20 protein-coding genes are annotated in these 26,564 nt (G+C 45.0%); 17 read left to right on the top strand and 3 right to left on the bottom strand.

Translation table 11 applies throughout. The annotated features are described in order from the left end of the window. The first annotated feature begins 37 nt into the window (after window positions 1–37). The 10 genes from J3P40_RS05895 to J3P40_RS05855 all read left to right on the top strand — a co-directional run bounded on the left by J3P40_RS05895 (window position 38) and on the right by J3P40_RS05855 (window position 13,380). On the top strand, window positions 38–3,448 hold the full coding sequence (locus J3P40_RS05895) for a SusC/RagA family TonB-linked outer membrane protein (RefSeq protein WP_256003766.1): 3,411 nt from the start codon (window positions 38–40) through the stop codon (window positions 3,446–3,448). A 9-nt stretch (window positions 3,449–3,457) separates the two neighbouring features. Then, entirely contained in the window at window positions 3,458–4,945 is a 1,488-nt protein-coding gene (locus J3P40_RS05890) for a RagB/SusD family nutrient uptake outer membrane protein (protein ID WP_256003763.1), read from the top strand. Between the two features lie 36 nt (window positions 4,946–4,981). Continuing rightward, window positions 4,982–7,615, top strand: a complete 2,634-nt coding sequence (locus J3P40_RS05885) for an alpha/beta hydrolase family protein (RefSeq protein WP_256003761.1) — start codon at window positions 4,982–4,984, stop codon at window positions 7,613–7,615. Window positions 7,616–7,652: 37 nt separating this feature from the next. Next, window positions 7,653–10,292, top strand: coding sequence for a glycosyl hydrolase 2 galactose-binding domain-containing protein (locus J3P40_RS05880; protein ID WP_256003758.1), 2,640 nt, complete (start codon window positions 7,653–7,655; stop codon window positions 10,290–10,292). Window positions 10,293–10,363: 71 nt separating this feature from the next. Next, complete coding sequence (locus tag J3P40_RS05875) at window positions 10,364–10,972, top strand: Crp/Fnr family transcriptional regulator (RefSeq protein WP_256003756.1); 609 nt, start codon at window positions 10,364–10,366, stop codon at window positions 10,970–10,972. Window positions 10,973–10,995: 23 nt separating this feature from the next. Then, complete coding sequence (locus J3P40_RS05870) at window positions 10,996–11,211, top strand: hypothetical protein (protein ID WP_256003753.1); 216 nt, start codon at window positions 10,996–10,998, stop codon at window positions 11,209–11,211. Between the two features lie 4 nt (window positions 11,212–11,215). After that, window positions 11,216–11,515, top strand: coding sequence for a type II toxin-antitoxin system RelE/ParE family toxin (locus J3P40_RS17805; protein WP_370687709.1), 300 nt, complete (start codon window positions 11,216–11,218; stop codon window positions 11,513–11,515). A 156-nt stretch (window positions 11,516–11,671) separates the two neighbouring features. Beyond that, entirely contained in the window at window positions 11,672–12,001 is a 330-nt protein-coding gene (locus J3P40_RS05865) for a hypothetical protein (RefSeq protein WP_256003752.1), read from the top strand. An 85-nt stretch (window positions 12,002–12,086) separates the two neighbouring features. After that, window positions 12,087–12,731, top strand: a complete 645-nt coding sequence (locus tag J3P40_RS05860; RefSeq protein WP_256003749.1) for a DUF6266 family protein — start codon at window positions 12,087–12,089, stop codon at window positions 12,729–12,731. Window positions 12,732–12,735: 4 nt separating this feature from the next. After that, on the top strand, window positions 12,736–13,380 hold the full coding sequence (locus J3P40_RS05855) for a DUF6266 family protein (protein WP_256003747.1): 645 nt from the start codon (window positions 12,736–12,738) through the stop codon (window positions 13,378–13,380). Between the two features lie 71 nt (window positions 13,381–13,451). On the opposite strand, the gene J3P40_RS05850 is transcribed toward J3P40_RS05855, so the two are convergent. Next, window positions 13,452–13,982 carry an RNA polymerase sigma factor gene (locus J3P40_RS05850; RefSeq protein WP_256003745.1) on the bottom strand — a complete coding sequence of 177 codons (531 nt, stop codon included), beginning with the start codon at window positions 13,980–13,982 and terminating at the stop codon, window positions 13,452–13,454. A gap of 172 nt (window positions 13,983–14,154) precedes the next feature. Further along, entirely contained in the window at window positions 14,155–15,171 is a 1,017-nt protein-coding gene (gene murB, locus J3P40_RS05845) for a UDP-N-acetylmuramate dehydrogenase (protein WP_256003743.1), read from the bottom strand. Between the two features lie 65 nt (window positions 15,172–15,236). Here murB and J3P40_RS05840 point away from each other — a divergent pair, with 65 nt between their 5' ends. The 6 genes from J3P40_RS05840 to J3P40_RS05815 all read left to right on the top strand — a co-directional run bounded on the left by J3P40_RS05840 (window position 15,237) and on the right by J3P40_RS05815 (window position 23,161). Next, window positions 15,237–15,842, top strand: coding sequence for a TetR/AcrR family transcriptional regulator (locus J3P40_RS05840; protein ID WP_256003741.1), 606 nt, complete (start codon window positions 15,237–15,239; stop codon window positions 15,840–15,842). A gap of 119 nt (window positions 15,843–15,961) precedes the next feature. Next, window positions 15,962–16,570 carry a TetR/AcrR family transcriptional regulator gene (locus J3P40_RS05835; RefSeq protein ID WP_256003739.1) on the top strand — a complete coding sequence of 203 codons (609 nt, stop codon included), beginning with the start codon at window positions 15,962–15,964 and terminating at the stop codon, window positions 16,568–16,570. A gap of 33 nt (window positions 16,571–16,603) precedes the next feature. Then, complete coding sequence (locus J3P40_RS05830) at window positions 16,604–17,938, top strand: TolC family protein (RefSeq protein WP_256003738.1); 1,335 nt, start codon at window positions 16,604–16,606, stop codon at window positions 17,936–17,938. After that, window positions 17,935–19,002, top strand: a complete 1,068-nt coding sequence (locus J3P40_RS05825; RefSeq protein ID WP_256003736.1) for an efflux RND transporter periplasmic adaptor subunit — start codon at window positions 17,935–17,937, stop codon at window positions 19,000–19,002. Before J3P40_RS05830 ends, J3P40_RS05825 begins: the two co-directional genes overlap by 4 nt. A gap of 22 nt (window positions 19,003–19,024) precedes the next feature. Continuing rightward, window positions 19,025–22,219: an efflux RND transporter permease subunit gene (locus J3P40_RS05820; protein ID WP_256003734.1), complete on the top strand. Its 3,195-nt coding sequence runs from the start codon at window positions 19,025–19,027 to the stop codon at window positions 22,217–22,219. A 96-nt stretch (window positions 22,220–22,315) separates the two neighbouring features. Then, window positions 22,316–23,161: a hypothetical protein gene (locus tag J3P40_RS05815; protein WP_256003732.1), complete on the top strand. Its 846-nt coding sequence runs from the start codon at window positions 22,316–22,318 to the stop codon at window positions 23,159–23,161. Between the two features lie 4 nt (window positions 23,162–23,165). Here J3P40_RS05815 and lpdA read toward each other — a convergent pair whose 3' ends face one another. Then, entirely contained in the window at window positions 23,166–24,572 is a 1,407-nt protein-coding gene (lpdA, locus tag J3P40_RS05810) for a dihydrolipoyl dehydrogenase (protein ID WP_256003730.1), read from the bottom strand. Window positions 24,573–24,685: 113 nt separating this feature from the next. Between lpdA and J3P40_RS05805 the strand changes: the two genes are divergently transcribed. Then, window positions 24,686–26,563 (top strand): CocE/NonD family hydrolase, encoded by a 1,878-nt coding sequence (locus J3P40_RS05805; protein WP_256003728.1) that lies wholly within the window; start codon window positions 24,686–24,688, stop codon window positions 26,561–26,563. The last annotated feature ends 1 nt before the right edge of the window (window position 26,564 follow it).

Below are 26,564 nucleotides of genomic sequence, written 5' to 3'. Positions count from 1 at the left end.
TGCTGTAACACTACCGGCCGGAGTTCAGGTTTCCCTATTGGCAAAATTTGAGATAAGACAACAAGTAAAAAACCTAAACAAAGTAAAAGTAATGAATTTTTACACTAAAAGCCTATACCGGCATCGACCGGCTATGGCGAAAATTTTGTTGGTGATGAGGCTAATCGTAGTACTATTAACAACGGCAATACTCCAGGTAAGTGCGGCAGGCTACGCCCAAAAAATCAGCCTGTCTAAAAGATCAGCTCCCCTGATCGGCGTATTTAACGACATCAGGAACCAAAGCGGCTACGACTTCGTGTTTACCACCGCCCTGCTCGAAAGCGCCAAGCCCGTAAGCATTAACGTAAAGAACACCGAACTCAAAGAAGTGCTGGACAAAATATTCGAAAACCAGCCCCTCACCTACTCCATAGAAGACAAAACCGTAGTCGTCTCCAAAAAAGAAAGCAGCCTGCTCGACAGGGTAATCGCCCGATTTCAGGAGACTGATGTACGAGGCAAGGTGGTGGACACTCTAGGCAACGGTCTGCCCGGCGCTACAGTAAGTGTGAAAAATGGCAAAGGCTCTACATCTACAGATGCCGGCGGAAACTTCCAGCTGAGGGATGTGGACGAGGGAGCAATGCTGGTTGTAAGTTATTTGGGCTATGTAACGAAGGAGGTAGCTGTGAGTAAGGAGTTTAACTATATAACTTTACAGCAAAGTGCTAGTAAGCTCGATGAGGTGCAAATACAAGCATATGGTGTGACATCGAGAAGACTAAGTACTGGGAATATTTCGACCGTTAAAGCAGACGAAATATCAAAATCATCCTTATCAAATCCTCTTTTGGCCATTCAAGGGAGAGTTCCTGGAATTTTCGTGGAGCAAGCTTCTGGGGTGCCGGGTGGTGGGGTAAAAGTTCGAATCCAAGGGCAAAACAGTATGCAGAAAGGAAATGATCCTTTATATGTTATCGATGGCGTCCCATATGCATCGCAATTACTGCCTGTTCTTAATGGAGGAGATTTAGGTTCATCAGGTCCCAACTCATCGGGTAATCCATTGAACTTTATCAATCCAAACGATATTGAAAGTATTGATGTATTGAAGGATGCCGATGCCACTTCTATATATGGCTCAAGAGCTGCTAATGGTGCCATACTTATTACCACTAAGAAAGGCTTTGGGAAGAACGCAGGAGTAGATATTCAACTTCGTCGGGGTGTAGGGGATGTGGCAAATAAATTAAAGATGCTAAATACTGATGAGTATCTTTTAATGAGACGTGAGGCTAAACGAAATGATGCAGCTGAGATGTATCCTGGGCCCTATGGTGATGTTGATCTGCTTGTATATGACCAGAGTAAATACACTGATTGGCAAAAGGTCTTTCTAGGTGGATCGTCGGCTTTAACTAATATACAAACATCAATTTCAGGAGGCGGGCAACAAACTACGTTTCTGATTAGCGGCAACTATAACAAGGAAACTACTGTAACGCCGGGTGATTTCTATAACACTAAAGGCTCGTTTCACATCAATTTAAACAATAAGTCTGCAAATAACAAATTTACCATCGGGTTTTCCGGAAACTATCAACATGACATTAATAAACTAGGACAAGTGGCAGGGTTGGCTAGCAATGCATTTTTACTACCTCCAAATTCACCAAATCTATACAATGAAGATGGTTCTCTGAACTGGGCTCTAGATTCGGATGCGGTACCTAACTTGTTCAACCCTTTGAATGCTTTGTTTCAGAAGAATACAAATCGGACGAGCAACCTTGTTGCGAATACGGTATTGTCTTATCAGCTTCTGCAAAATTTAAAAATAAAGGGAAGTTTTGGATACAACAACTTAGAATCCGATGAGGTATTGATAAGTCCAATAGCACAGCTGCCTTACTATATTAAAGCTTATACAGTTAGAGAATCGAGTTTTAATTCCGCAAAAATTGAAACATGGTTAATAGAACCTCAAATTACATATAATGCGTCGATTTTCTCCGGCAGGGTGGAAGCGCTAGTTGGTACGACGTTGCAGCAGGAAAAACGAGGCAGGCAACGGGTGAACGCCCAAGGTTTTAATTCTGATGCGCTCTTAGAAAACATCAAGGCAGCGTCAAATATATTTGTTGATGGAGCCGGTGATGCCACTATCTTTTCAACCTATCGCTATAATGCTGGCTTCGCTAGACTAGGTTACAGTTACGCAAATAAATACCTCGCCTCTTTTAATTTACGTCGAGACGGGAGTAGCCGATTTGGAGATGAAAACAAATATCACACCTTCTGGTCGGTCTCAGGTGCGTGGGTTTTTACTAATGAATCAACATTAAAAGCAAATAACTCTAAACTTAGCTTTGGTAAATTAAAGGCTAGTTATGGTACTACAGGGAGTGATCAAATCGGTGACTATCGATACTTGAACATTTATAACTTTGTTCCAGGTATCTCAACTCCATATCAAGATATTATTAGCCTGCAACCTCAAGAAGGTTTTCCAAATCCATACCTGCAATGGGAAGAAACTAAGAAGTTATCTGTAACATTAGACCTAGGTTTTTTTTCTGACCGGGTGATATTCAATGGTACGTATTATCACAATTTGTCTTCAAACCAACTTTTATCGTTAGCTCTTCCTACAATCTCCGGAAATTCAAGTGTGCCTGCAAATGTTCCAGCAAAGATCAGGAATTCAGGATGGGAATTTTTAATTTCTTCGACAAATTTATATAGAGGTGCACTACGCTGGTCATCCTCAATAAATCTGACAATACCAAGCAATAAACTCTTGAGCTACTCTGGAGCTGACGTTGAGAGTTACATTTCCCAAGGTCTTATCGGAAGGCCTGTAGGTGTAGGGAAATATTATCGTTTGATAGGTGTGAATTCGAAAACTGGCCTGTACGAATTTGCCGATAAAAATGGAACCGCCACATCGACCCCGGACCCTAACCAGGACAGAACGGTATTTATAAGTCTGGATCCAAAATATTTCGGGGGTATTCAAAATACGCTTTCTTTTGGAAACCTAGACTTAGATTTTTTGATTCAATTTGTCGCGCAAAAGGGGCAAACTAACTTTTACGGCTCTGCTCCAGGATTTCAAGGTAACCAACCACGAACTGTTCTGAATAGATGGCAAAAGGAAGGCGATAACGCAACAATTCAAAAATTCAGTACTAGCGACGCAGTGGCTGACTTAGTATTTAAAGCTAACAGCAGTGACAAGGCGTTTACCGATGCCTCCTATATACGTTTGAAAAATGTATCGGTTTCGTGGACATTGCCTAAGAACACAGTTTCGAAACTAGGTTTAAGAACTACCAGATTCTTTATCCAGGGACAGAATATATTAACGTTTACTAATTATCTCGGTCTAGATCCGGAAAGCAGAACACTTAACGGTATCCCTCCCCTTCGGGTAGTTTCTTTAGGTTTTAATGTCGGCTTATAACTTAACAGTATGAAAACAATATTTTACCATACAAAAGCGAGAACAGTATTCTCGCTGATTCTAACACTCCTATATGTTTTAATAATTCCTGGATGTAAAAAGTTTGTTGAGGTCTCAGCGCCAACCACTAGCAATAATGGTGAGAACGTATTTCTTGAAGACGCGAGCGCAATAGGTGTCCTTACTGGTATATACGCAAACATGAGTAATTCAAATGTTAATGTGACCAATGGATATTTAACCAATGTCTTTTTTACAACCGGGCTGGCGGGGGATGAACTCGATCTGTTCGATCCAGTAAACCCTGCATATTCACCTTACCTAAACAACAGTATCCGGTCGAGTGAGGCCTCTAGTTGGGCAAACATTTATAAAATGATATTTGTCACAAACTCTGCTTTGGAAGGTATTTCGCAATCAGAATCTCTAAATCCATTGGTTAAGAAGCAACTCTTGGGTGAGGCGCTCTTTATACGATCTTTATGTTACTTCTACTTGGTAAACATCTACGGTGATGTGCCTCTTGTATTAACAACTGATTATAATATCAGCAGATTTTTGGGCAGAGCCGAGATTGCAAAAGTTTATACGCAAATCATAGATGATTTAATTGATGCTAAATCCCTATTGAGTCCGGCTTATCTGGAAAATGACCTGCAGACTACAACTTCGCAAAGCCAGCGAATAAGGCCGACAAAATACGCTGCAATAGCGTTACTTGCGAGAATCTATTTGTATACGAAAAACTACTCTGCGGCAGAAGAAAGTGCTACGGAACTGATAGAGCAATCTGATATTTTTAGCTTGTCGGACCTTAACGACGTATTCCATATGAACAACCAGGAGGCCATCTGGCAACTTCAACCAGTGGGATCGTCATCAAGTAATACTGCTAACACCAAAGAAGGTATCCTTCTTAAGCTTCCTGAAATAGCTATCAACAGTCTATACCCGGTTTTCCTCCGTGAAGCACTTGTGGAAGGTTTTGATGATCGAGATCAACGAAAATCTAACTGGATAGGTAAAGTTACTTATGACGGAAAAACATTTTATTATCCCGCTAAATATAAAATAGGTAGAGAGAATTCACCTGCCGCCGAATACAGTACCGTTCTTCGACTTGCAGAACAATACATTATTAGAGCAGAATCACGAATCCAACTAGGAAAGATTAACGATGGCATCTCTGACCTAAATATTATACGGGAAAGAGCATCAGATAATTCACTATCGTTATCGTCCAAACTGCCAAGGCTCCCGAATGACCTCGACAAAGAGGAAGCCTTAATCGCTGTCGAACTTGAGCGCAGGCATGAGCTTTTCACTGAATGGGGGCACAGATGGTTTGATCTAAAGCGAACAGGGCGCGCTGACGTTGTACTGAAAGCTCTAAAAGGCAGCAACTGGCAAGTTACTGATCAACTGTTTCCAATACCGCAGTCAGATATCGAAAAAAATCAGAGCCTAGTAGGTCATCAAAATCCGGGATATAATTAATCCGAAGACTACATGTAGTTCCCTAAAGCTAAACAAATGAAGCAGTTTTTAATAGTCATCTTTATGATGATAGGATATAATATTGCCCGAAGTCAGACGAAAGGTCGAATTGTAGACTCAACAACGGTTAAAACTTGGCCTGAGATTACTGATCAAGGCATTACTAACGACGGCCGTTATTGCATGTATACCATTAGAAACGTGCCTGTCGGTAGTCAAACGATAGTCGTTAAACAGACATCCGGTAGCTGGGAAAGACATTTCCCGGGTATGAGGAGAGGACATTTTCTGAATGATGGAAAAAAGGCTGTCATTAATAATGGCGACAGTATCTTAATCTTATCACTTGGAACTTCAGAAAGCGAAATTATAACGAACGTGCGGACCTATAGCGTAGATGTCGAATCAAAATCGAAATGGTTAGCATATCAGCCAAAAGGTAAGACGAGTGAGTTAGTTGTTCGAAGTCTAGAATCTGGACTTACTATTAGATATCTCAACGTTCAATATTTTAAGTTCAGTGATAGCTTTAAAAGATTAATATTAAGAATTAGGAAAGACAGTCAAGTCAACCTCGCGATTCTTGATTTAGCATCATTAAAGCTTCAAACAATCTGGACCGGAAAGTCAATTGAAAATTTCATTGCTAATGATGAAGGGACTCGACTCGCATTTGTATCTACAGCAAATAGTTGTAACCTTTCAATATGGATATATAACAATACTGACGACGGAGCGAAAATGGTCGATCTGCCAAGGAATATTGATTTTCACTTAAAAGAGCTTTCTAGATTCAGCGCAGATAGCAAATTTATTTTTCTCAGACTGAAAAAAGTACTCCCGACAAAAAGACAAAATTCTGATGTAGCGGTAAATATATGGAACTATAAGGATTCTGTATTAATGTCTGAACAAAACCAGAATTTGAATCTAAAAGATCGAAGCTATCTCTTTTCCTACTCAATTGAAACTGGTAAATTGTTAAGGCTTGAGCAGGATGATGATAATGTAAACGTCCCATTTTATTCAAAGTATAGCGATACTTGGTTCTCAGGTGGTAGTCGCCTACTCACTCCAGGCACATTGGAAAGGATTGACCATTTTATAGTTAATACTTCGACAGGAAAAAAAATAAAAGTTGAGACTGATGCCACTATATCACCTCATGGCAAATTCGCAGTTTATTTCAACCCAGCAGAGCAGCTATACCATTGTCTAGATCTGAAGTCTGGAAAAGAGAAAGAAATATCAAAAGAATTAACCAAAATCTGGGATAAATCGGCCAATAATGACGCTGATTCTTTTTTACCTGTTTTAAGGGGCGTTGCTGGGTGGACTAGTGATGAAAGATATGTGTTTATCTATGATGAGTTTGACATTTTTAGATTTGACCTTCAGGGCATTGAAAACCCATTGAATGTCACAGGTGGTTATGGTCGGCGAAACAAAATAGTTTTTAACTTTTTGCCAACTGAAAATGATCTCTGGATTGGCAAGACCAACGAATCTGCGGTCCTGATTGCCTTTAATAAGAACAACAAACAAAACGGGTTCTTCCGCATTAAACTGAACTCAGAATCATTGTTAGCTAAGTTGTTTCAAGGGAACTATTTATTTTGGAATCCCACCGCTCTAATTGGTGTCTCTCAGGGCTCAGTGCCGATTAAAGCAAGATTTTCAGAAACTTATCTAATAACCCGCATGAGTGCGACCACATCAGCAAACTTATTTGTGACGACAGATTTAAAAACATTCAAGCAAATAACTGATATCAAACCCGAGCTACCCTATAACTGGTTAACGTCAGAGTTACATAGCTGGCAGACTCCTAAGGGTATTGGACTCAATGGGGTACTGTATAAACCCAAAGATTTCGATCCAAATAAAAAATATCCGATAATTTTCTACTATTATAGAAAGCTCTCCGATGGTCTGAATGCTTCTGTACGCCCTGAATTTTCTGATGGTCGTCTGAACATTGCGTCGTATGTCAGTGATGGCTACCTGGTTTTTACTCCAGATATCTATTTCACAATTGGAGAAACCGGACAAAGTGCGCTGGAAGCTGTAGTTTCTGCAGCAACTTACCTTTCAGAGCTTCCATATGTCAATAATAAAAAAATGGGTATCCAAGGCGTATCATTTGGAGGACTACAAACCAACTACATTCTAACTCATACAAACTTGTTTGCTGCGGCGTGCTCTGCTTCAGGTCATTATGATTTAGTTAGCGGCTATGGCGGGACCTATCTGGACGGGCAGAGCAAACAAGGTATGTTTGAAAAGGGACCATATCAGATCGGAACGAATCTTTGGGATAATCCAAAATTGTACCTTAGGAATTCGCCGATTTTATATGCGGACAAGGTATCGACGCCATTTTTAATGATGCATACGACCCACGATACGACGATTCCAATCGCAGAAGCTGTTGAGTTCTTCACTGCGTTACGACGGCTAGGAAAACGAGTCTGGATGTTGGAATATGACAAATGGGATCACGGATTGTCCGAGAAGGAAGCAGAAGACTTTACCCTGAGAATGAAGCAGTTCTTCGACTATTATCTTAAAGATAAACACCCTCCCAGATGGATGACAAAAGGGCTGCCTTCAACATCCAAAGGTATGGACGACGGTCTACAACTTGATTATTCAGGAGTAAATCCCTGACAGTTTTACATTTTTAAATTTATAAATCCTACACGAAATGAGCCAATTAAAATGTGTTTTAGTTTTCCTCTTAACTCTTTTGCTTTATAACCATGCATTCAGTGAGAACATTCGAACTTCAAAAAGCACCAAACATCAAGATAAAAGTGACCTCTTAAACCTACACGATGAATACCCACGACCTCAGATGACCAGGAAAGCCTGGCGATCGCTGAATGGTCAATGGAATTTCGAAATCACCCGTAGATCAGAACGTGCTACGTTTTCGTCAACGAGCAGGAAAATAAAGGTGCCCTATCCATTAGAATCCGCTTTATCCGGCGCTAATTCTACTTTGAATTCTGACCAACTATTGTGGTATAAAAAGAGGTTTACAGTGGTAGCTAAACCAAAGGAAAGAGTGCTATTGCATTTTGGAGCCGTAGACTGGGAAGCACATGTTTTTATTAATGATAAATTGGTAGGAAGCCATACCGGAGGTTACACCTCCTTTACTTTTGATATTACTGATGCGATTAGAAGTGGAGAAAACGAGCTCGTTGTCAAAGTCTACGACCCTACTGATAAAGGTATTGGCCCACATGGTAAGCAGACCCTTAATCCGGGAAACATCTATTATACGCCGTCATCAGGGATTTGGCAGACGGTGTGGCTGGAAACGGTACCAGAAAATTATGTTGAACAAATAATTATGACGCCTGACATTGACAACAGTTTGTTGCATTTAGTAATTGATGCTTCCTCAAGTACAGCAGCTAAAGCTCAGATCCAAATTAGTACTCCTGGGTGTCAAACCTGCAAAGTAGTTAGTCAAAAGGTGGCTGATGATAAGGTTAACATTACTTTGCGTGTTGCTAACGCACGCTTGTGGTCACCTGATGACCCGTTTCTATACAACCTTGAGATATCCCTGGGAACGGACCGCATCGAGAGTTACTTTGGCATGCGAAAGATTAGTGTTGCTAAGGACAGCGAAGGCTTTGACCGGATTATGTTGAATAACAAATACACCTATAATTTAGGCACGCTTGATCAAGGTTTCTGGCCGGACGGACTCTATACAGCTCCATCTGATGAGGCACTCGCGTGGGATATAAAAGTCATAAAGGCTATGGGCTTTAACACAATTCGTAAACATATTAAAGTCGAACCTGCAAGATGGTATTACTACGCAGACCGAATGGGCATCATGGTATGGCAAGATCTGGTGAATCCTAATCAAGGATTGCCTAAGGGAGCAAAGGAGCAGTTTGAAAAAGAAAGCGCGGAAATTGTTAGCCAACTAATAAGCTTCCCTTGCATTACAACTTGGGTACTTTTCAATGAGAAATGGGGTCAATACGATCAGGAGCGGCTAACTAATTGGCTAAAGGTAACTGACCCAAGCCGCTTGGTTAACGGCCATAGCGGTGAGGATTTATATGTAAATGGAGAACTAAGAAGTCCAAGCCCTAATGCTTACATACGGGCAGATGTGACTGATGTGCATAGCTATCCAAATCCAATGCTATCGCAACGGCATATAGGCAAAGCTCAAGTATGCGGTGAATTTGGGGGAGTAGCAGTTCCAGTACCCGGACATCAATGGGATGACCTTACTGGCTGGGGATATATCCAAGTCACGGCGGATGAGCTGGATCAAAAATATGATAGCCTGGTTAAACAACTCGTCAATCTTGAAAAACTCGGCTTGTCCGCTAGTATTTACACTCAGCCTTTCGATGTAGAGGGCGAAGAAAACGGCCTAATTACATATGATAGGAAGGTAATTAAGATACCAATCAAAAGGCTACGTGAAATACACGCTCAAATGATAAAATTGGATAACGGTCCTAGCTTCGGCAAACTATCGTTATCAGATATAGATAAATCTGATAATGATAGTAGATATGCAGCGTTTCAACTCGAGTTCAAAAATGGTAAACGCGACAGTGCTTTTTTAAGACGGCTTACCCTGATGGCTCAACGGAAAGGAGATACCTTGGAAGTGAATAAATACGGTAAAGAATATTTTGATCGCCTTAAACTTCACTTTACCAAAAGAGATTTGCAATTCTTGGACCACATCACTGCAGGGAGTAACGACTTTGGTTTCCAAATTTATCAAAATCAAGTTAACGAAATCAACGCTGTTTTGGGTCCTAATGCTGCTGAATCGAAAATGCGCGTCATAATTGGCAAAGAAGAATTGTCCCCATACATCAATGCGGGAACTCAAAAACCAGACTGGGTAGGAATCGAAGATAGAGTTAGGACTAAATATGGAAGTATCGGACTAGAAAAGTATTACGGCGAGAGAATGATTTGGGCTTTAGAAGCCAAAGACTGGAAAACCTTTATTGAATCTTATGTACGATACTTTTCAACCGCATATGTTCGGAGCGAGTATCATGTTAATAATATGACATGGCCAATATTCGAGCATTCTGCTGATCCAGAAGTTTTATCTATTGCAATAAAGACAATGGCATATTCAATAAAGCATTTTGACCAGCGAAATTACCAGGCATTTGACACTTACGCAAACTTGCTATATAAGGCAGGCAGAACACAAGAAGCGATCGAATGGCAACAAAAAGCAGTTGAAGGGTTGCCTAATGAAGAGGCTTTGAAAGAAACCCTAGAAAAGATGAAAAAAGGTTTTCCGACTTGGGATGTGAAAAACCAAATAAATTAGGCCCTTCATAATTATAACAACTTTTAGTTAATCGGCTAAGTCCATTAGACTAAGCTCATAAGACATATTTTATGATCAAAATAATTCATGCCTTTGACAGGCTAATGAAATTGCTACGCAGTATTAACCCGGATATGGAACTGCCGCCGCAGTTGGAACCGCTGCTGCGGAGCGAAATGGATGAGATTCACCCTGTGCATCATGAGGTGCTGGTGCATCAGGGGGATCTTCCGCTGTATGCCTATTATATTATCAGGGGTTATGTGTATGTAACGTATATATGCGAGGCCGGGGTAAGGCATGTGCTGCGCTTTTATCGCAGCAATAGTATTGTGGCTTTCCTGAGCTTTCTGGAGCAGAAGGCTTCGCCGTATACGATTTGTGCGGGCAAGGATACGATCTTGTCGCGCGTTAGGATAACTACCATGAAGAAGGTTTACCTGATTACGGGTATGTATGAGTTTGCGCAGCGTACGGTAATGTTGTATGATGCTGCCAAGGAGAAGCTTCGGGAGGATATGATGGGTTTGCCGGTGCCGGAAAGGGTGCGGATGTTTTATAAGGTGTACCCTTTTCTGCTCCCGGCCGAGAGTGCGCGTATGGATGTGTTTGTGGCGGCGTATTTGAAAATTAGTGATAGTACGTTGTATAGGAATAGAATGGATGTGGGGTTGGAATAATTTGAAATTCGTTATATTTGAATATGATCGCAGTGGAATTATCTTTAAGACAGCTATTGGATGCCGTAAAACGGCTATCACCAAACGACAAACTTAAGCTGAACGAAGCTATATGGAACGACAGTAGTGTTATTCCATTGGAGCACAAGGAACTTGTCCGTAAAAGGGTTCATTCTGCTAAAGAGACACCGTCGCTTTTAATTGACTGGGAGGAGGCCGTCAAGAAGCTGAACGATTAATCGGATGTACCAAATTAAAATTCACGCCCAAGCACTCGACGACATCCGAGAGGCCGCTTCATGGTATGATGAGCAATCAAACGGATTAGGCTCTCGCTTTAAAGATGTTGTTATTGCGCACATCAATCGCCTCAAACGCTCTGCATCCATTTACGCAATTCGATATGACGACGTGCGTTGTCTGCTAATTAAAAAATTTCCGTTTATTGTACACTTCTCTATAAATGAAGAGACTCGGACAATCACGATATATGCCGTATTCCACACGAGCCTGAATCCCGAAATCTGGAAAAAAAGGCGGTAACCGTGTTGATTAATGTAATGACGATTATCTTAATGGCTATTATCTTAATGGCCATTACATTAATGCATAAAACGCTGTTTTCCCGTCATTTGACGCCTATTAACGTTATGCCCCGTGTTATTTTTGGTTAACAACTAAATAAACGTAATTATTCCTATGGGCAAATTGAATGTTGAGGGCCGGAATGGCCTTACTGTGTACGCTTACAGAAAAAGAAATAATGCTGCGTCCCTCGTTTTTAGACGTGGCGGCGGACATTTGTTCCGGCTTACCAAAATTGTTTGGGGTGAGCAGGCTATCACTGAACTTGAGCGCTTGCTTACAAATCCGCCAGCTGACGGGGGAATTATGATGGTGGAGAGTCCGCGTGGCCGTCGGCATTGGGTAATTGAGGTTATAGCTGATGATGAGGGGCGGGCAGTGCTTGCAATCTGGGAGATTGGTGTACAAGGTAAGACATTGAAGCGCTTTTCGAACGACTTTTAGATCTTCTCGCCTTTTCGTAAGGCATTTTCTGCGGCGCCTGCTGTGGGAATAAAGCAGTAGTAAACCATCATAAAAACTTAATGAGATGGGACACTTAACAGGTGGCCCGTACTACGACTTGATCGGCAGGACGGGCAACAACGTGGGCCGCAGGGTTCGCGGCAAGAATGTTTTTTCTATGCGTCCGCATAGGGGAAACCGGACCTCGACGGAGGCACAGCTGGCTGTTCAGCTGAAAATGGGTTTAATTTCTTCCTGGATGAGCGATGTGAGTGCTTTCCTGAAGCTGGGCTTTGAGCATGAGGATCCGAAGATGTCGGCCTGGAATGCTGCAGTGAAGTATAATCTGGACAATGCGGTCACGGGCGTGTATCCGAATTTTACGGTAGACTACCCCAATGCTTTGTTCAGCAAGGGAAAGCTTTCGCCCCTGGCAAGCCTTTCTGTAGCAGCAGAAACGGAAGCGCAGCTCGACTTTAGCTGGTCGGCCGCTATTGAGGTGGCGAGGCCGGGTGGGCCTACCGACAAGGCAACGTTTATTGTGTACAATCCGCTGAAGCAGGACTTTGTGGTTTCTCCGACGGGCGTTGTGCGGTCGGGACTGACCTACGACATGGCTCTGCCGCTTGATTTTAGCGGCGATGAGGTGGAGGTGTATGCTGCGGTGCTGAGTGTTGATAATAAGCTCGTGAGCACGAGTGTGTATGTGGGCAGTATCTTGGTGGTATAGGATCATGGCTGTGTTTCGTAACAACCTGCTCGGCGCAATAAGGGGCCGGGTAGGTAACATGGTGAGCTATGTGGTACTGGGCAAGAATGTGGTTCGCATGATTGGCCAGAACAATAAGCCGCCTACGGAGAAGCAACTGGCCAACCGCCAGGCGATGAAGGTGATTTGCGAGGTGCTGAGCATGGCGAAGCCTTTCACACGGATTGGCTTTGACGCGGAGGCGAAACTGAGATCTCTTTACCCGCAGAATGTAGGCATCTCGGTGAATAAGCCTGCTGCGCTGAAGGGTGTGTATCCGCAAATTGAAGTGGATTATCCTAAGCTTAAACTGAGCATGGGCAGCGTGCCCGGATTGATGGGGCTGACCGTGGTAGCGGAGGATGATGGGCTGTGCATCACTTGGACGCCGGTTCTCGACTGGCAATATATGCATGACCGGATTATGGTGGTGGTGTACTTTCCCGAACTGGCCGCTGAAAAGCATGAGAAATCTTGCATCGAGCTTAGTGGTGCGCGCCGGTCGGAAGGTATAGAAAGGATACCGCTCTCCTCCGCCCTGCTTAGCCAGCGTATGGAAGTGTTTGTGGCGATGCGCGCTGCTTGCGGAGCGGATGTTTCGGACAGTCAGTACGCTGGCAGACTAAATTAGCCGCGGTTTTGTACCAACGAAAAAAGGATGCCTGCGGGCATCCTTTTTATTTTGAGGCTTAGGTAGGTTGATTAGGCTACTTCTGCTCCCAAGATGTCTTTCGAATAGGTTTTCAGGTATTTTTTCAGGATTTGACGTGCTACGTGAATCCTGGTTTTTACTGTTCCGATCGGGATGTTTAGCTCTTCTGCGATTTCGTGATATTTGAATCCTTCGAAGTATTTCATGAATGGCACATAGTATTCTGGCTGCAAAGTAGCCAGTGCCTTATTGATGTCGCCAATGACAAACTTGCTTTCGCTTGAGTTGCGTGCTGCGCTGTAGTGCAGATTGGCTGATGATATATCGTCTGACTGTGTGATGAGTGAATTTGTTTTTACCAGTCGGCGATAGTTATTGATGAAGGTGTTTTTCATGATGGTAAATAACCAACCCTTCAAATTCGTACCCTCCTTAAACTTACTGTAGTAAGTTACCGCTTTCAACATAGTGTCTTGTACCAGGTCGTTTGCATCTTCTATATCTTTAGTAAAATTTAAAGCGAATGACTGCAAAGAACTTGTGTGATTGTTCAGCTGGAGGTTAAATTCATTTTTTGTCATAATGTTTTAAGTTTTAGGGTTTTATAAAAGCAAACAAACTAGTTTTCTTTTCCGGGGATCAACCAGGTTTGTCTAATCTTACACACCAAAGCATATACAATAGGTGTACCAAAAAACTTAAATCGATATTAACAAATTAATTTTCGGACGTTACGGGCAATTTAGCCTTATGTCACAAAATATTTACTTCCCTTTCCAGTTTAACGCTAAATTTGGCATCGACCTCTTTTATGATGCGTTCTGAAAAAGTGTACACTTCCTGACCAGTGGCCCCGCCATGATTTACGAGCACCAGGGCCTGGTTTTTCCAGGTGCCGGTGTTGCCATCTACCATCCCTTTAAAACCGCATTGCTCGATGAGCCAACCTGCAGCCAGCTTTACGTCGCCATTGGCCACCGGATAACGCACTGCATCGGGGAACCTGTCGGTAAGTGCATCGGCGGTCTCCCGGCTTACAATAGGATTTTTAAAGAAACTTCCGGCATTGCCGATGGTTGATGGATCTGGAAGTTTGCTGACCCGGATGGAGGATACGACTGCGGATACATCGGCAATTCCGGGATTGCTGATGTGCCGCTTTTTGAGTTCTTCTTCTATAACACCGTAGCGGGTGTTGATTTCTGCCTGGGTGCTTAGCCTGAAGCCGACCTGCGTGATGATGTATTTTCCTTTTTTGGAGGGCTCTTTAAATATACTATGCCGGTAATCGAACCGGCAGTCGCCCGCCGCAAACTGTTCAAACTCCCCTGTATGCGTATTAAATACTTTGCAGTTTTCGAAGACATCTTTCAGCTCCACGCCATAGGCACCTATGTTTTGTACGGGCGAGGCGCCAACGGTACCGGGAATAAGGCTCAGGTTTTCCAGGCCGGCGTAACCTCTGGCTACGCTGTAGCTGACCAGGTCGTTCCACACCACGCCCGCCCCTGCCTGGAGCTTTACGTCTGTGCCGCTGACTTCCGCATCGATGCCCGGAATGGAGATCTTAATGACAAGTCCGTCGAAATCTTTCGTGAAAAGCATATTGCTGCCCCCGCCCAGGATAAGATAGGGCTGGCTGAAGGCGCCGCTTTGATAGAGGGATAGCAGGTCGTCTTCGGTAAATACTTCGGTAAACTGCTTCGCGAGTACATCTACCCTGAAGGTGTTATAGGGCTTTAACGATTTGTTTTCTTCAATTACGGGCATTGTGCGCTAAAGACGTTACATGACATGCTGCAAACTTAGATAAAGATTGTTTATTTTTAGCATTTATGGAGAATCAGGACAAGAAAAGGCTTTTGATTATTGAGGCTGCGCTGAAGAGATTTGCCCACTACGGGCTGGCGAAAACCACAATGACGGAGATTGCGAAGGACATTTCATTTTCTAAGGCGCTCTTGTATTATTATTTTCCGGACAAACTGACGCTGTACGTTACCACGATTGAACACCTGATGCAGGTGATGAGCCGCGACCTGATCAAATCCATAGATAAAACGAAAACTTCTACGGAAGGTATTATTAAACTGCTGCAAAAGCGGCAGACGTATATTCAGAAATATTATAAGCTTTTTGAGTCTAACCAGGTGATTGGTCAGGACCTGCCCAATGGCTTGTCTGAAAAGATTGAGAAGGCAAAGGCTTTTGAAGCGATGGTGGTGAACTCGCTGTTTAACCGCGGCATCGCGAGCGGCGAACTGAGCATGGATAATCCTAAACTGGTGACCGAGGTGTTTATGAACGCGCTGACTGGCATACACTTCGACATCGTTTTAAAGCACCGTTACGTGTTCCCCGATAAGGATCATTTTAAGCAGATCTTTCTGAAGGAAAGGCTGTTTGCTGACGTCTTTATGGCAGGCCTGCAGAAGAAATAGCTTCGTCCGTCATACTTCTGTAACATTTCTACCCTTTTTTGCGTCTACACTTAAACGGTAAATTTTCTGGCCTTAACTTTGACCATTGAAAACGAAAAGTCAAAAAGTAAAAAAGTAGAATGGTAGAGACGGATAAAAAAAGGGAGGCGATTATTGAGGGTGCGATTAAGCGTTTCATGCATTACGGGATCAGTAAGACCACGATGAATGAGATTGCGGAGGACCTTTCGGTATCTAAGCCTTCACTGTATTATTATTTCCCGGATAAGAACAGCCTCGTGCTGGGTGTGATTGACAAAATTTTCTCTGACTATTTTGACATCATCGAAAATGAGCGTTTTGCCGAGGAGCAGCCGCTTGAAGCGCGCTTAGCCGGATTTATTGAGGTGAGGCATCGCTTTTTCCAAAAGTATTATATGCTGCATCTGTCGGGTGCAAGTCCGGATTCGTCGCTCAACTCTGAGGAATTGAAGGCGCATTTTATGAAGATGAAGGCACGAAATCAGCAGTTCCATAAACAAGTGTTCAAAACTGCGGCTGAAAAAGGTGAGATTGAGGATACGGATATGGACAAGGTGGCGGAATTGTATCTGGACAGTCTGGCGGGAATTACTTCGCTGTGCATTACGCATGGAAATAAGGAGTTGTTTCCGAGCAAGAAGGAAATGAAACTGATGCTGGACAAGCAGCTGGGCTTGTCGGGAATTTTTGTTAAAGGATTAAAATAGACCCTAATTAATTAACTATATATGAATACAATAATGAAACAGATAAGAACAATCCCGCTGCTGGTGCTGGGCTTGGTATTGTCGGCCGTTGCATCGCAGGCGCAGCAAACGCTGACGCTGAAACAGGCGCTGAACTATGCGGTCCAGAACAACGTGAACGCCCGCAAGGCTAAGCTGGATATTGATGGTGGCAAATACAAAACGCAGGAGGTTCGTGCGCAGGCTTTGCCGCAGATAACAGCGACCACTGGGCTGACCTATAATCCGATTATCGGACAATTGGTTGCCAACATCGGTGGCGCCACGCAGTCATTTGCCCTGGGACAAGCCTGGAACTCAAACGCAGGTGTGCAGCTTTCTCAGCAGCTTTTCAACCAGCAGGTATTTACTGGTTTGCAGGCAGCTCGCTCCAGTGAGGAGTATTACAGGCTTTCTTCGGAACTGACCGACGAGCAGGTGATTGAGCTGGTGGCGAACAATTATTATCAGGTGCTTGTGGCCAGACAGAGGCTGAACGTAATAGACACAAACCTTAAGAACATTCGCGTGGTGGAAAACATCATTACTACACAATATAACAATGGTTTGGCCAAGAAGATTGACGTAGACCGGATCAAGGTGAGTATCACGAACCTTGAAACACAACGCACACAGGTGATCAACTCGATTACGCAACTGGAACTTCAGCTGAAACTCTCGATGGGTATGCCTGTGGAGACAGCGATTACTTTGCCCAGAACTGAATTGAACGAATCGGTTACGCTGCCAGAAATGAGCGATACGCTAAATCTGGACAACCGGACTGAGGTGAAATTGTTAGATGTGCAGGACAGGCTCCTGGCCTTGCAGCGTAAGGCTTATGTTTCGGAATACTATCCTAATCTTTCGTTATCTGGCAACTACACCTATTCTAGCCAGGCAAACAGATTTGACTATCTTACCTCGAACGGAAGAGCGATCGGTTTCGATGCTTCATCTATCGGGATAACCTTGAGAATACCTGTTTTCAATGGCTTCCTTACCCGCTCACGTATCCGCCAGGCTGATGTGGATATCAAAAAAGCGAACGAGGACCGCAGACAAACAACTAATGCTTTGAACACGGCTTATGAAAATGCCAAGATAGAATTGCGCAACAGCATTAGCACGATAGAGTCGCAAAGAAAGAATGCCGAGCTTGCAAATGAGATCTATCAAAGCACACAAAACAATTATAACAACGGACTGGCAAGCCTTACTGACCTGCTGGACACGGAGAATGCGCTTACTGAAGCACAGAATGCCTACACCCAGGCTTTATTGAACTATAAGGTCGCCGAAATACAATTAATAAAATCTAACGGAAACATTAAATCACTCTTACAATGAAAAGAATAATCATAACAGTCGTAGTTGTCCTGCTTGCCCTGGTGGGTATCGCACTGGTATTGACGAACAACAAGAAGAAGAACGAAGCGAAAACGGCTTTCATTGCCCAGGGCGGCGGAGCGGTTGCCGTTAGGGTAGCCCCTGTGCAAAAAACGGTGGTGGACCAGGATTTTAGTGTGAACGGGAATTTTTCGCCTAAGCAGGAGTTAAATCTGCTGAACGAAAATGCGGGAAGGGTGACCAGAATTTATGTTGATGAGGGTGATCGTGTTTCGAGAGGTCAGGTATTGGCCCGTATTGATGCGGAGATCATGAATACGGATAAAGAAACTGCTGAAGCTACTTATCAGAATGCTTTAAGGGATCAGGCCCGGTACGAGAACTCGTTTAAAACTGGCGGTGTTACACAACAGCAGTTGGATCAGGCCCGTTTGGCTACGCAAAATGCAAAGCTGCGTTTGCAGGCTTCGCAGCGCCGGGTTAGCGACGCTAATATTAAATCGCCGATCAATGGTATTGTAAACAAGCGCTACATTGAAGTGGGTGCTTTTGTGAACTCGCAGGGATCTCAGCTTTTTGAATTGGTTGACGTATCGAAACTGAAGCTGAAGGTGAATGTGAGCGAGTCGCAGGTGGCTAACCTGAAGGTGGGCGACAAGGTTGAGATCAAGTCGTCGGTTTTCCCTAATGATAATTTCTCTGGCAGAGTAAGCTTTATTGCGCCTAAGGCTGATGCTTCGCTGAACTTCCCGATTGAGATTGAGGTGGACAATGCAGGCAAGAACACTTTAAAGGCTGGTATGTATGGCACCGCAGTGTTTAAGTTCCCGAAACAGGCGCCGACTATACTTGTGCCAAGGACTTCATTTGCGGGTAGTGTAAGCAGCAATGAGGTGTTTGTTCTGGATAAAGGAAGCAATACGTCGAAAGTGAGGAAAGTGGTTAGCGGCCGTATTCTGGGCGATAACGTGGAAATCCTGGATGGCTTGAATGAGGGTGAGACAGTGATTATTAGTGGTCAGATCAACTTAAAAGATGGTACTCCGGTATCTGTCGTTAAGTAAACCATATTGAATAAGATATAAGATGAAAATAACAGATATTTCTATAAAAAGACCCTCGCTGGTGATTGTGGTGTTTACCGCACTCACGCTCCTGGGGCTCTTGAGTTACTTTTCGCTGGGTTACGAGTTGCTTCCGAAATTCTCGAACAACGTTGTATCTATACAGACGATTTACCCTGGAGCTTCGCCAAGTGAGGTGGAAAACACGGTGACCAAGAAGATTGAGGACGCGGTTTCTTCGATGGAGAACATCAAGAAGATTAACGCTGTGTCGTTCGAGAGCTTGTCGACCGTAACCATTACGCTGACTGACGCAGCTAATATTGATATTTCCCTGAATGATGCGCAGCGGAAGGTGAACGCAATCCTTTCGGACTTACCGGAGGATGTGAAAACGCCTTCACTGAGTAAGTTCTCACTGGACGATTTGCCGGTAATTACGATGACGGCATCGGCCAATATGGATGATGTGAGTTTTTATGACCTGATTGACCAGCGGATTGCCCCGGTAATTTCGAGGGTTGCGGGTATTGCGCAGGTGAACCTTGTGGGTGGATCGGAACGTGAGATTCAGGTTTCGCTGGATGCGAATAAGCTGCAGGGTTATGGCCTTTCGGCAACGCAGGTGCAGCAAATGGTGCTGAGCTCTAACCTGGACTTCCCTACGGGTAGTGTTAAGACAGAGTCGCAGGACGTACTGATCCGTTTGTCGGGCAAGTACCGGACCATTGAGGAGCTGAGAAATTTGGTGTTGACAACAACTCCTGATGGTGCTCAGATTCGTTTGGGTGATGTTGCCGACGTTCAGGATTCTAAGAAGGAGACGGAAAAACTGGCCCGTATCGACAGACAAGCGTCGATCGCTATCCAGATCATTAAACAAAGTGATGCGAACGCGGTTGAGGTGAGTAAGGGCGTACATGCCATTATTGAGAAGCTAAAAAAGGACTATGAGGCAAATAAGCTGGACATCAAGATCGTTAACGACAGCTCTATTTTTACGTTGCAATCGGCCGATGCGGTTATCCACGATTTGATCATCGCGGTAGTGTTGGTGGCTTTCGTGATGCTTTTCTTCCTGCATAGTTTGCGGAACGCGGTGATCGTCATGGTGTCGATCCCGGCTTCGTTGATCGCAACCTTTATCGGTATCAGCCTGTTTGGCTTTACGCTGAACCTGATGTCGCTGCTTGGACTATCGCTCGTTGTGGGTATCCTGGTGGATGACGCGATTGTGGTACTGGAGAACATCCAGCGACACATGGAGATGGGTAAGAATAAAGTGCGCGCAGCTTCTGATGCGACCAGGGAGATCGGTTTTACGGTGGTATCGATCACTTTTGTAATTGTGGTGGTGTTCTTCCCGATCGCCGTAAGTACAGGCTTGGTGTCGAACGTATTGCGCCAGTTCTGTGTGGTGGTTATTATCGCTACGCTGCTTTCCTTGCTGGCGTCGTTTACGATTGTTCCGCTGCTATTCTCAAGATTTGGTAAGCTGGAGCATATTGAAGGCAAGAATGCATTTGGCCGCTTTATCCTTTGGTTTGAAAAACAACTGAAGAAGTTTACGATCTGGGTTACAGGTATCCTGAACTGGTCGTTGAACCATAAGGCGATTACGCTGGTGGGTGTGGTTGTGCTGTTCTTTAGTTCATGCGGTTTACTGGGTGCCGGATTTATCGGTACGGAGTTTTTCCCGAAATCGGATAAAGGTGAGTTCCTGGTGCAGATTGAATTGCCGAAAGATGCGCCTTTGGAGCAGACCAACTTTTATACGCAGCGCGCGGAGGCTTTCCTTGACAAGCAGCCTGAAATTGTGCAGTTGATTACAACGGTAGGACAGGCCAGCGGTGACTTTGGTGGAACGCAGGCTACGGCTTATAAGTCGGAGATTAACGTGCGCCTCGTTGAACGCGATCAGCGTGAAGGGGTATCATCTGATATCTTCGCCACGAAAATGAGTCGCGCCCTGGCCAAAGAACTTGTCGGCGCCAAGGTAAAAACTGTGCCGATCAGTATTTTGGGTATCGCGGAAAACGCGCCTATCAGTCTGGTGGTAACGGGTTCTGACCTTGACAGCGTGTTAAAGTATGCCCAGGGTGCCAGAGATGTTCTGGCAACTATTCCTGGTGCTACGGAGATTAAGCTTTCGGTAGAGAAAGGTACGCCGGAGATTAATGTGCAGGTAGACCGCGATAAGATGTCGGCCTTAGGCCTTAATCTTTCTACGGTTGGTTCTACGATGCAGACTGCCTTTGCGGGTAATACAGATGGTAAATTCCGTAAGGGTGAATACGAATATGATATCAACATCCAGTTCCAGGACTTTAACCGCCAGAATATAGATGACGTGCGGAACCTGGTATTTGTGAACGATAAAGGCACGCAGGTGAAATTATCGCAGTTTGCCAATATTACGGAAGGTTCAGGTCCTAGTCAGCTGGAGCGACTGAACAAGTCGACCTCGGTATCCGTACAGGCGCAGTCGATAGGACGGCCGACGGGAACGATCGTTGAAGATTTCCAGGCGAAACTTGAGGAGTACCAGGAAAATGGTAAGCTTAAAGCCCCTGTGGGTGTGAGTTATACCTGGGCTGGTGATCAGGAAAACCAAAGTGAAGGTTTTGGTACCTTGGGTATCGCTTTGTTATCGGCCATTATCCTGGTATACCTGATCATGGTGGCCCTGTATGACTCGTTTGTATATCCGCTCGTGGTGATGTTCTCGCTGCCGCTGGCGATGATTGGAGCGTTGCTTGCACTGGCGCTGACGAACAACTCCCTGGGTATCTTTACCATTCTTGGTTTGATCATGCTGATGGGTCTGGTAGCGAAGAACGCGATCTTGCTGGTCGACTTTACCAATCAGCAGAAGGCGGAAGGGAAATCGACCCGGGAAGCTTTGGTGCTGGCTAACCACGCCCGTTTGCGCCCGATCCTGATGACGACGATTGCGATGGTGTTTGGTATGCTTCCGATCGCGATTGCCAGCGGTGCCGGTGCGGAATGGAAGAATGGTCTGGCCTGGGTTATCATCGGCGGTCTGGTGAGTTCGCTATTCCTTACCCTGATCGTGGTTCCGGTGATCTACCTGATCTTCGACAGGATGCTGGACAGATTTGGCTTTAACAAAAAAGGCAAGTCGATAGACGAGCTGATGACGGAGCCTTATGACCATAAGGATGTATTGGAATACGATCCGGATCTTGCACATTAAGGATCGATATCTGTTTTAATAGTTTTAGAGGGGCCTGATAGGCCCCTCTTTTTTTTGCGGGTCAGATTCTTTTGCTATTTTGTTGAAAAGTTGACCATGCTGAGGTACCTGTTTCTATTGCCTTTTTTCTTTTTCGGAAGCTTGGTGCTGCATGCGCAGCATCCGCCGGTGTTTAAGGGTATGACGATGGACACGACGTATATTGTGGTGAGCGACCTGAACGTTAATCTGGTGCGCTACGCTTATGGAGCGCCCAAAGTGAGTTTCCTGGCCATCCATGATAATGAGGATACCGGTGTAAAGGCGGCTTTTGAATATATGCAGTTTAATGGCGGAAGGCTGGTGGATTGTCAGTACGGCGGCGTGCGCAACTTTAAGTTTAAGGTTGATGGTGTAGATTATCAAACGGATCCAAACAGCATCTACACTCGTGACGGCATCCGTGTTGGCCTCGAAAAATATGGGCCGGCCGACGAAAAGGTTATGGATCAGTTGGAGATGGCTTCGAAGGTTATTCTTAATTTATACAACCATGCTAAGTATGGTTACATATTTACCTTGCATAATAATGCCGATGGTGGCTTTGGCATTCCGTCTTATTTGAAGGGATATGAACTGGAAGGTACGGCGGACTCATTGCACATCAATTTTGCCATGGATCCGGACGACCTGGTGTTTGTGACGGAGAAGAAGCTTTTTGATTATCTGAAGCGTGAAAATGTTAACGTGGCGCTGCAATCGCACAACGCGCCGGATGATGGGTCGCTCTCGGTTTACGCCATGAAGCATAGCATTCCGTACATCAATGTGGAGGTGCAGCATGGCAAGCAGGCGGAACACCTGAGGCTGATTGAAATTTCGGTAAAAGCCTTGTTTGCCTGTTACCCGGAACTAAAAGAAAAGGCTGGTACGTCTGACCAGCCTCCTCCTGTTACGCAGTAATTTCTTAGATATGTATTGCCCTGTTCTCAGTAGCGGCTAAAGCTGCTTCCTTGAGCGCTTCTGTATAAGTAGGGTGCGCATGGCAGATGCGGGCAATGTCTTCCGCCGAAGCACGGAACTCCATGGCGACTACCGCCTCTGCGATCATGTCGGCCGCGCGGGGACCGATCATATGCACGCCGAGAACTTCGTCTGTCTTGGCATCGGCCAGCACTTTTACGAAGCCGTCGGTGTCCATACTGGCTTTAGCCCTTCCGCTGGCCTTGAATGGAAACGATCCTGCTTTATATTGCTGGCCCTTTTCTTTAAGCTGCTCTTCGGTATAGCCTACCGAAGCCACTTCCGGCCAGGTATACACGACGCCCGGGATGAGGTTATAATTGATGTGCGGCTTTTGTCCGGCAATGCGCTCTGCAACATAAATGCCTTCGTCTTCCGCTTTATGGGCAAGCATAGCGCCTTTGATCACGTCGCCTATAGCATATACGCCCGGAACGGTAGTTTCCAGATGTTCGTTGACCGGAATCTTGTTGCCGCGTTCTTCGGTTCTAATTCCGATGTTCTCAAGGCCAAGGCCCTCGGTATAAGCGGTACGGCCTACAGCTACGATGCAGTAATCTGCCTCGAAACTCACCTGTTCGCCCTTGGCATTGTCGGCCGTAACGGTCACTTTCTTGCCTTTCACGGTGGCGCCGGTCACTTTATGGTTCATGAAGAATTCCATGCCCAGCGACTTTTTAAGGACCCGCTGAAGTTCTTTGCCCAGTCCGCCATCCATAGTAGCAATGATAGAAGGCATGAACTCGATGACAGAGACTTTGGTACCCAGCCGCGCATATACCGACCCGAGTTCCAGTCCTATTACACCCCCACCGATCACAACGAGTTGTTTAGGAACTTCCGTAATGTTCAAGGCTTCGGTTGAGGTAATGATCCGTTTTTTATCGACCGGCAGGAAAGGCAGCGCAGTTGGCTTGGAGCCCGAGGCAATGATCACGTTCTTCGCAGTGATGGTCTCCGAAGAGCCGTCTGCCTTAGTGATCTTGATGGTGTTTTTATCGGTAAATGAACCCACACCCTCAAAGGCGTCGATCTTGTTTTTCTTAAAGAGGTATTGGATACCGGCGGTGTTCTGTGCTACGACGTCGTTCTTCCTGGCGATCATCTGCGGCATGTCTACCTTGATATCTTTAATGGCAATGCCGTGTGTTTTGAAGCTATGTACTGCATTGTGATAGTGCTCGGAAGAATCGAGAAGGGCCTTTGAGGGGATACAGCCTACATTGAGGCAGGTACCGCCAAATGTTTTATACTTCTCTACAACTGCGGTTTTTAAACCTAACTGAGCGCATCTGATTGCTCCAACATAACCGCCCGGTCCCGAGCCAATGACTACTACATCGTATTGCATATAAAGGTGTTTTTTTACGCTGCAAAGTTAACAAACCTATGTCTAAATAAGGTATTTATACAAACAACATTTGCATTTGCTTATATTTAAGGCTCCTAATCGGCAACTTTTACATGAACCTCCAAAAACTATCATTTCTGTTCGGAGCTATGATGCTCCTGCAGTTTTCAGTTTCTGCGCAGCTGAGCGATTCGGCTTATGTACGGGAACACTACATTAAGATTGAACGACAGATCCCGATGAGGGATGGCGCGAAGCTTTTTACGTCTATTTATATCCCTAAGGACAAGAGCAAAAAGTATCCGTTTCTGATTAACCGCACACCTTATACAGTGGCGCCTTACGGGGAACATAAGTATAAGACCAGTCTGGGCAACTACCCGGCCATGATGCGTGAAGGTTTCATTTTTGTATACCAGGACGTGCGCGGCCGCTGGATGAGTGAAGGTACTTTTGATGATATTCGTCCGCACATAGCGAACAAGCGCTCAAAAAAGGATGTTGATGAAAGCAGTGATACTTATGATACGATAGACTGGTTGCTGAAGAATGTGGGCAACAACAACGGAAAAGCAGGTATCTACGGCATCTCCTACCCGGGCTTTTACTCTACCGCAGCATTGCCAGGCGCGCATCCGGCACTGAAGGCGGTGTGCCCGCAGGCGCCGGTTACGGACTGGTTCATCGGCGACGACTTTCACCATAACGGTGCCTTATTTTTGATGGACGCTTTTGGATTTATGAGCACTTTCGGCGTACCTCGCCCTAAGCCCATTACACCGGAGTTCGGGCCTAAGGCTTTTACGTTCCCTGTTGCCGACAACTATCGCTTCTACCTGGAAGCGGGTTCGGTAAAAGATCTTAAGGACAGGTATTTTGCGGACAGCATCCGCTTTTGGAATAATCTTTTCGCACATCCTGATCTGGATACTTTCTGGCAGGCCAGGAATATTCAGCCTCACCTGAAAAATATAAAACCTGCTGTAATGGTTGTGGGCGGCTTTTTTGATGCTGAGGACGCTTACGGGACTTTCGCTACCTACAAAAGCATCGAAAAGCAAAACCCTGCGGCGAACAATATCCTCGTGGCGGGGCCCTGGTTTCATGGCGGATGGGTGCGAAGCGAAGGCTCAAGCTTCGGAGATATCGAGTTTGGTCAGCCCACGAGTATTCAATACCAGGAACGGTTTGAGCTGCCGTTCTTTAAATACTATTTAAAAGGTGAAGGGCAGTTTAAGCCTGCCGAAGCCAACATCTTCATCACTGGCAGTAACCAATGGAAGGAGTTTTCTACCTGGCCACCTAAAGATGTGGAGTCGAAAATGCTTTACCTGCAGCCTAACGGAAAACTCGGCTTTGAGAAGGTTGGCCGTACAGACAGCTGGGATGAATACGTGAGCGACCCGAACAAACCGGTGCCCTATCAGGATGGTGTACAGGCTAGAAGAACGCGGGAATATATGATAGACGACCAGCGCTTTGCGGCGCGCAGACCGGACGTGATGGTTTATCAGACCGATCCGCTAACCGAGGATATTACGCTGACGGGGCCGCTTCAGGCCAACCTGGTGGTGTCGACCACCGGCTCTGATGCGGATTATGTGGTTAAGCTTATCGACGTGTATCCGGAAGAGACGCCAAATCCGGCAAAGAATCCGAAAAACATTTTAATGGGTGGATATCAGATGCTGGTGCGCGGAGAAATTATGCGAGGCAAATACCGGAATAGTTTTGAAAAGCCTGAGCCTATGGTTCCCGGGGAGATCACGAAGATCAGTTATGAGCTGCCTGATGTAGCGCATACGTTTAAAAAGGGTCATCGCATCATGATCCAGGTTCAGAATTCCTGGTTCCCGCTGGCCGACCGCAATCCGCAGCAGTTTATGAATATTTATGAGGCCGGGGCGGGCGATTTCAGAAAGGCTACACACCGCATATTCCATGATGTGCATAATGCTTCTTCTATAACGGTAAACGTGCTGAAACCTTAAT

Source organism: Pedobacter deserti (assembly GCF_024436415.1).
Lineage (GTDB): Bacteria > Bacteroidota > Bacteroidia > Sphingobacteriales > Sphingobacteriaceae > Pedobacter > Pedobacter faecalis.
Note: the sequence above shows the minus strand (reverse complement) of the source record. Positions and strands in the feature narration are given on the sequence as shown.

What these genes read in the sequence shown, in the direction of transcription:
- J3P40_RS05880 (WP_256003758.1), top strand. Translation starts at nt 7,653, where the DNA reads ATGAGCCAATTAAAATGTGTTTTAGTTTTCCTCTTAACTCTTTTGCTT.
- J3P40_RS05840 (WP_256003741.1), top strand. Translation starts at nt 15,237, where the DNA reads ATGGAGAATCAGGACAAGAAAAGGCTTTTGATTATTGAGGCTGCGCTG.
- J3P40_RS05885 (WP_256003761.1), top strand. Translation starts at nt 4,982, where the DNA reads ATGAAGCAGTTTTTAATAGTCATCTTTATGATGATAGGATATAATATT.
- J3P40_RS05860 (WP_256003749.1), top strand. Translation starts at nt 12,087, where the DNA reads ATGGGACACTTAACAGGTGGCCCGTACTACGACTTGATCGGCAGGACG.
- J3P40_RS05875 (WP_256003756.1), top strand. Translation starts at nt 10,364, where the DNA reads ATGATCAAAATAATTCATGCCTTTGACAGGCTAATGAAATTGCTACGC.
- J3P40_RS05820 (WP_256003734.1), top strand. Translation starts at nt 19,025, where the DNA reads ATGAAAATAACAGATATTTCTATAAAAAGACCCTCGCTGGTGATTGTG.
- J3P40_RS05825 (WP_256003736.1), top strand. Translation starts at nt 17,935, where the DNA reads ATGAAAAGAATAATCATAACAGTCGTAGTTGTCCTGCTTGCCCTGGTG.
- J3P40_RS05890 (WP_256003763.1), top strand. Translation starts at nt 3,458, where the DNA reads ATGAAAACAATATTTTACCATACAAAAGCGAGAACAGTATTCTCGCTG.
- J3P40_RS05835 (WP_256003739.1), top strand. Translation starts at nt 15,962, where the DNA reads ATGGTAGAGACGGATAAAAAAAGGGAGGCGATTATTGAGGGTGCGATT.
- J3P40_RS05855 (WP_256003747.1), top strand. Translation starts at nt 12,736, where the DNA reads ATGGCTGTGTTTCGTAACAACCTGCTCGGCGCAATAAGGGGCCGGGTA.
- J3P40_RS05870 (WP_256003753.1), top strand. Translation starts at nt 10,996, where the DNA reads ATGATCGCAGTGGAATTATCTTTAAGACAGCTATTGGATGCCGTAAAA.
- J3P40_RS05850 (WP_256003745.1), bottom strand. Translation starts at nt 13,982, where the DNA reads ATGACAAAAAATGAATTTAACCTCCAGCTGAACAATCACACAAGTTCT.
- J3P40_RS05805 (WP_256003728.1), top strand. Translation starts at nt 24,686, where the DNA reads ATGAACCTCCAAAAACTATCATTTCTGTTCGGAGCTATGATGCTCCTG.
- J3P40_RS05865 (WP_256003752.1), top strand. Translation starts at nt 11,672, where the DNA reads ATGGGCAAATTGAATGTTGAGGGCCGGAATGGCCTTACTGTGTACGCT.
- J3P40_RS17805 (WP_370687709.1), top strand. Translation starts at nt 11,216, where the DNA reads ATGTACCAAATTAAAATTCACGCCCAAGCACTCGACGACATCCGAGAG.
- J3P40_RS05830 (WP_256003738.1), top strand. Translation starts at nt 16,604, where the DNA reads ATGAAACAGATAAGAACAATCCCGCTGCTGGTGCTGGGCTTGGTATTG.
- J3P40_RS05815 (WP_256003732.1), top strand. Translation starts at nt 22,316, where the DNA reads ATGCTGAGGTACCTGTTTCTATTGCCTTTTTTCTTTTTCGGAAGCTTG.
- lpdA (WP_256003730.1), bottom strand. Translation starts at nt 24,572, where the DNA reads ATGCAATACGATGTAGTAGTCATTGGCTCGGGACCGGGCGGTTATGTT.
- murB (WP_256003743.1), bottom strand. Translation starts at nt 15,171, where the DNA reads ATGCCCGTAATTGAAGAAAACAAATCGTTAAAGCCCTATAACACCTTC.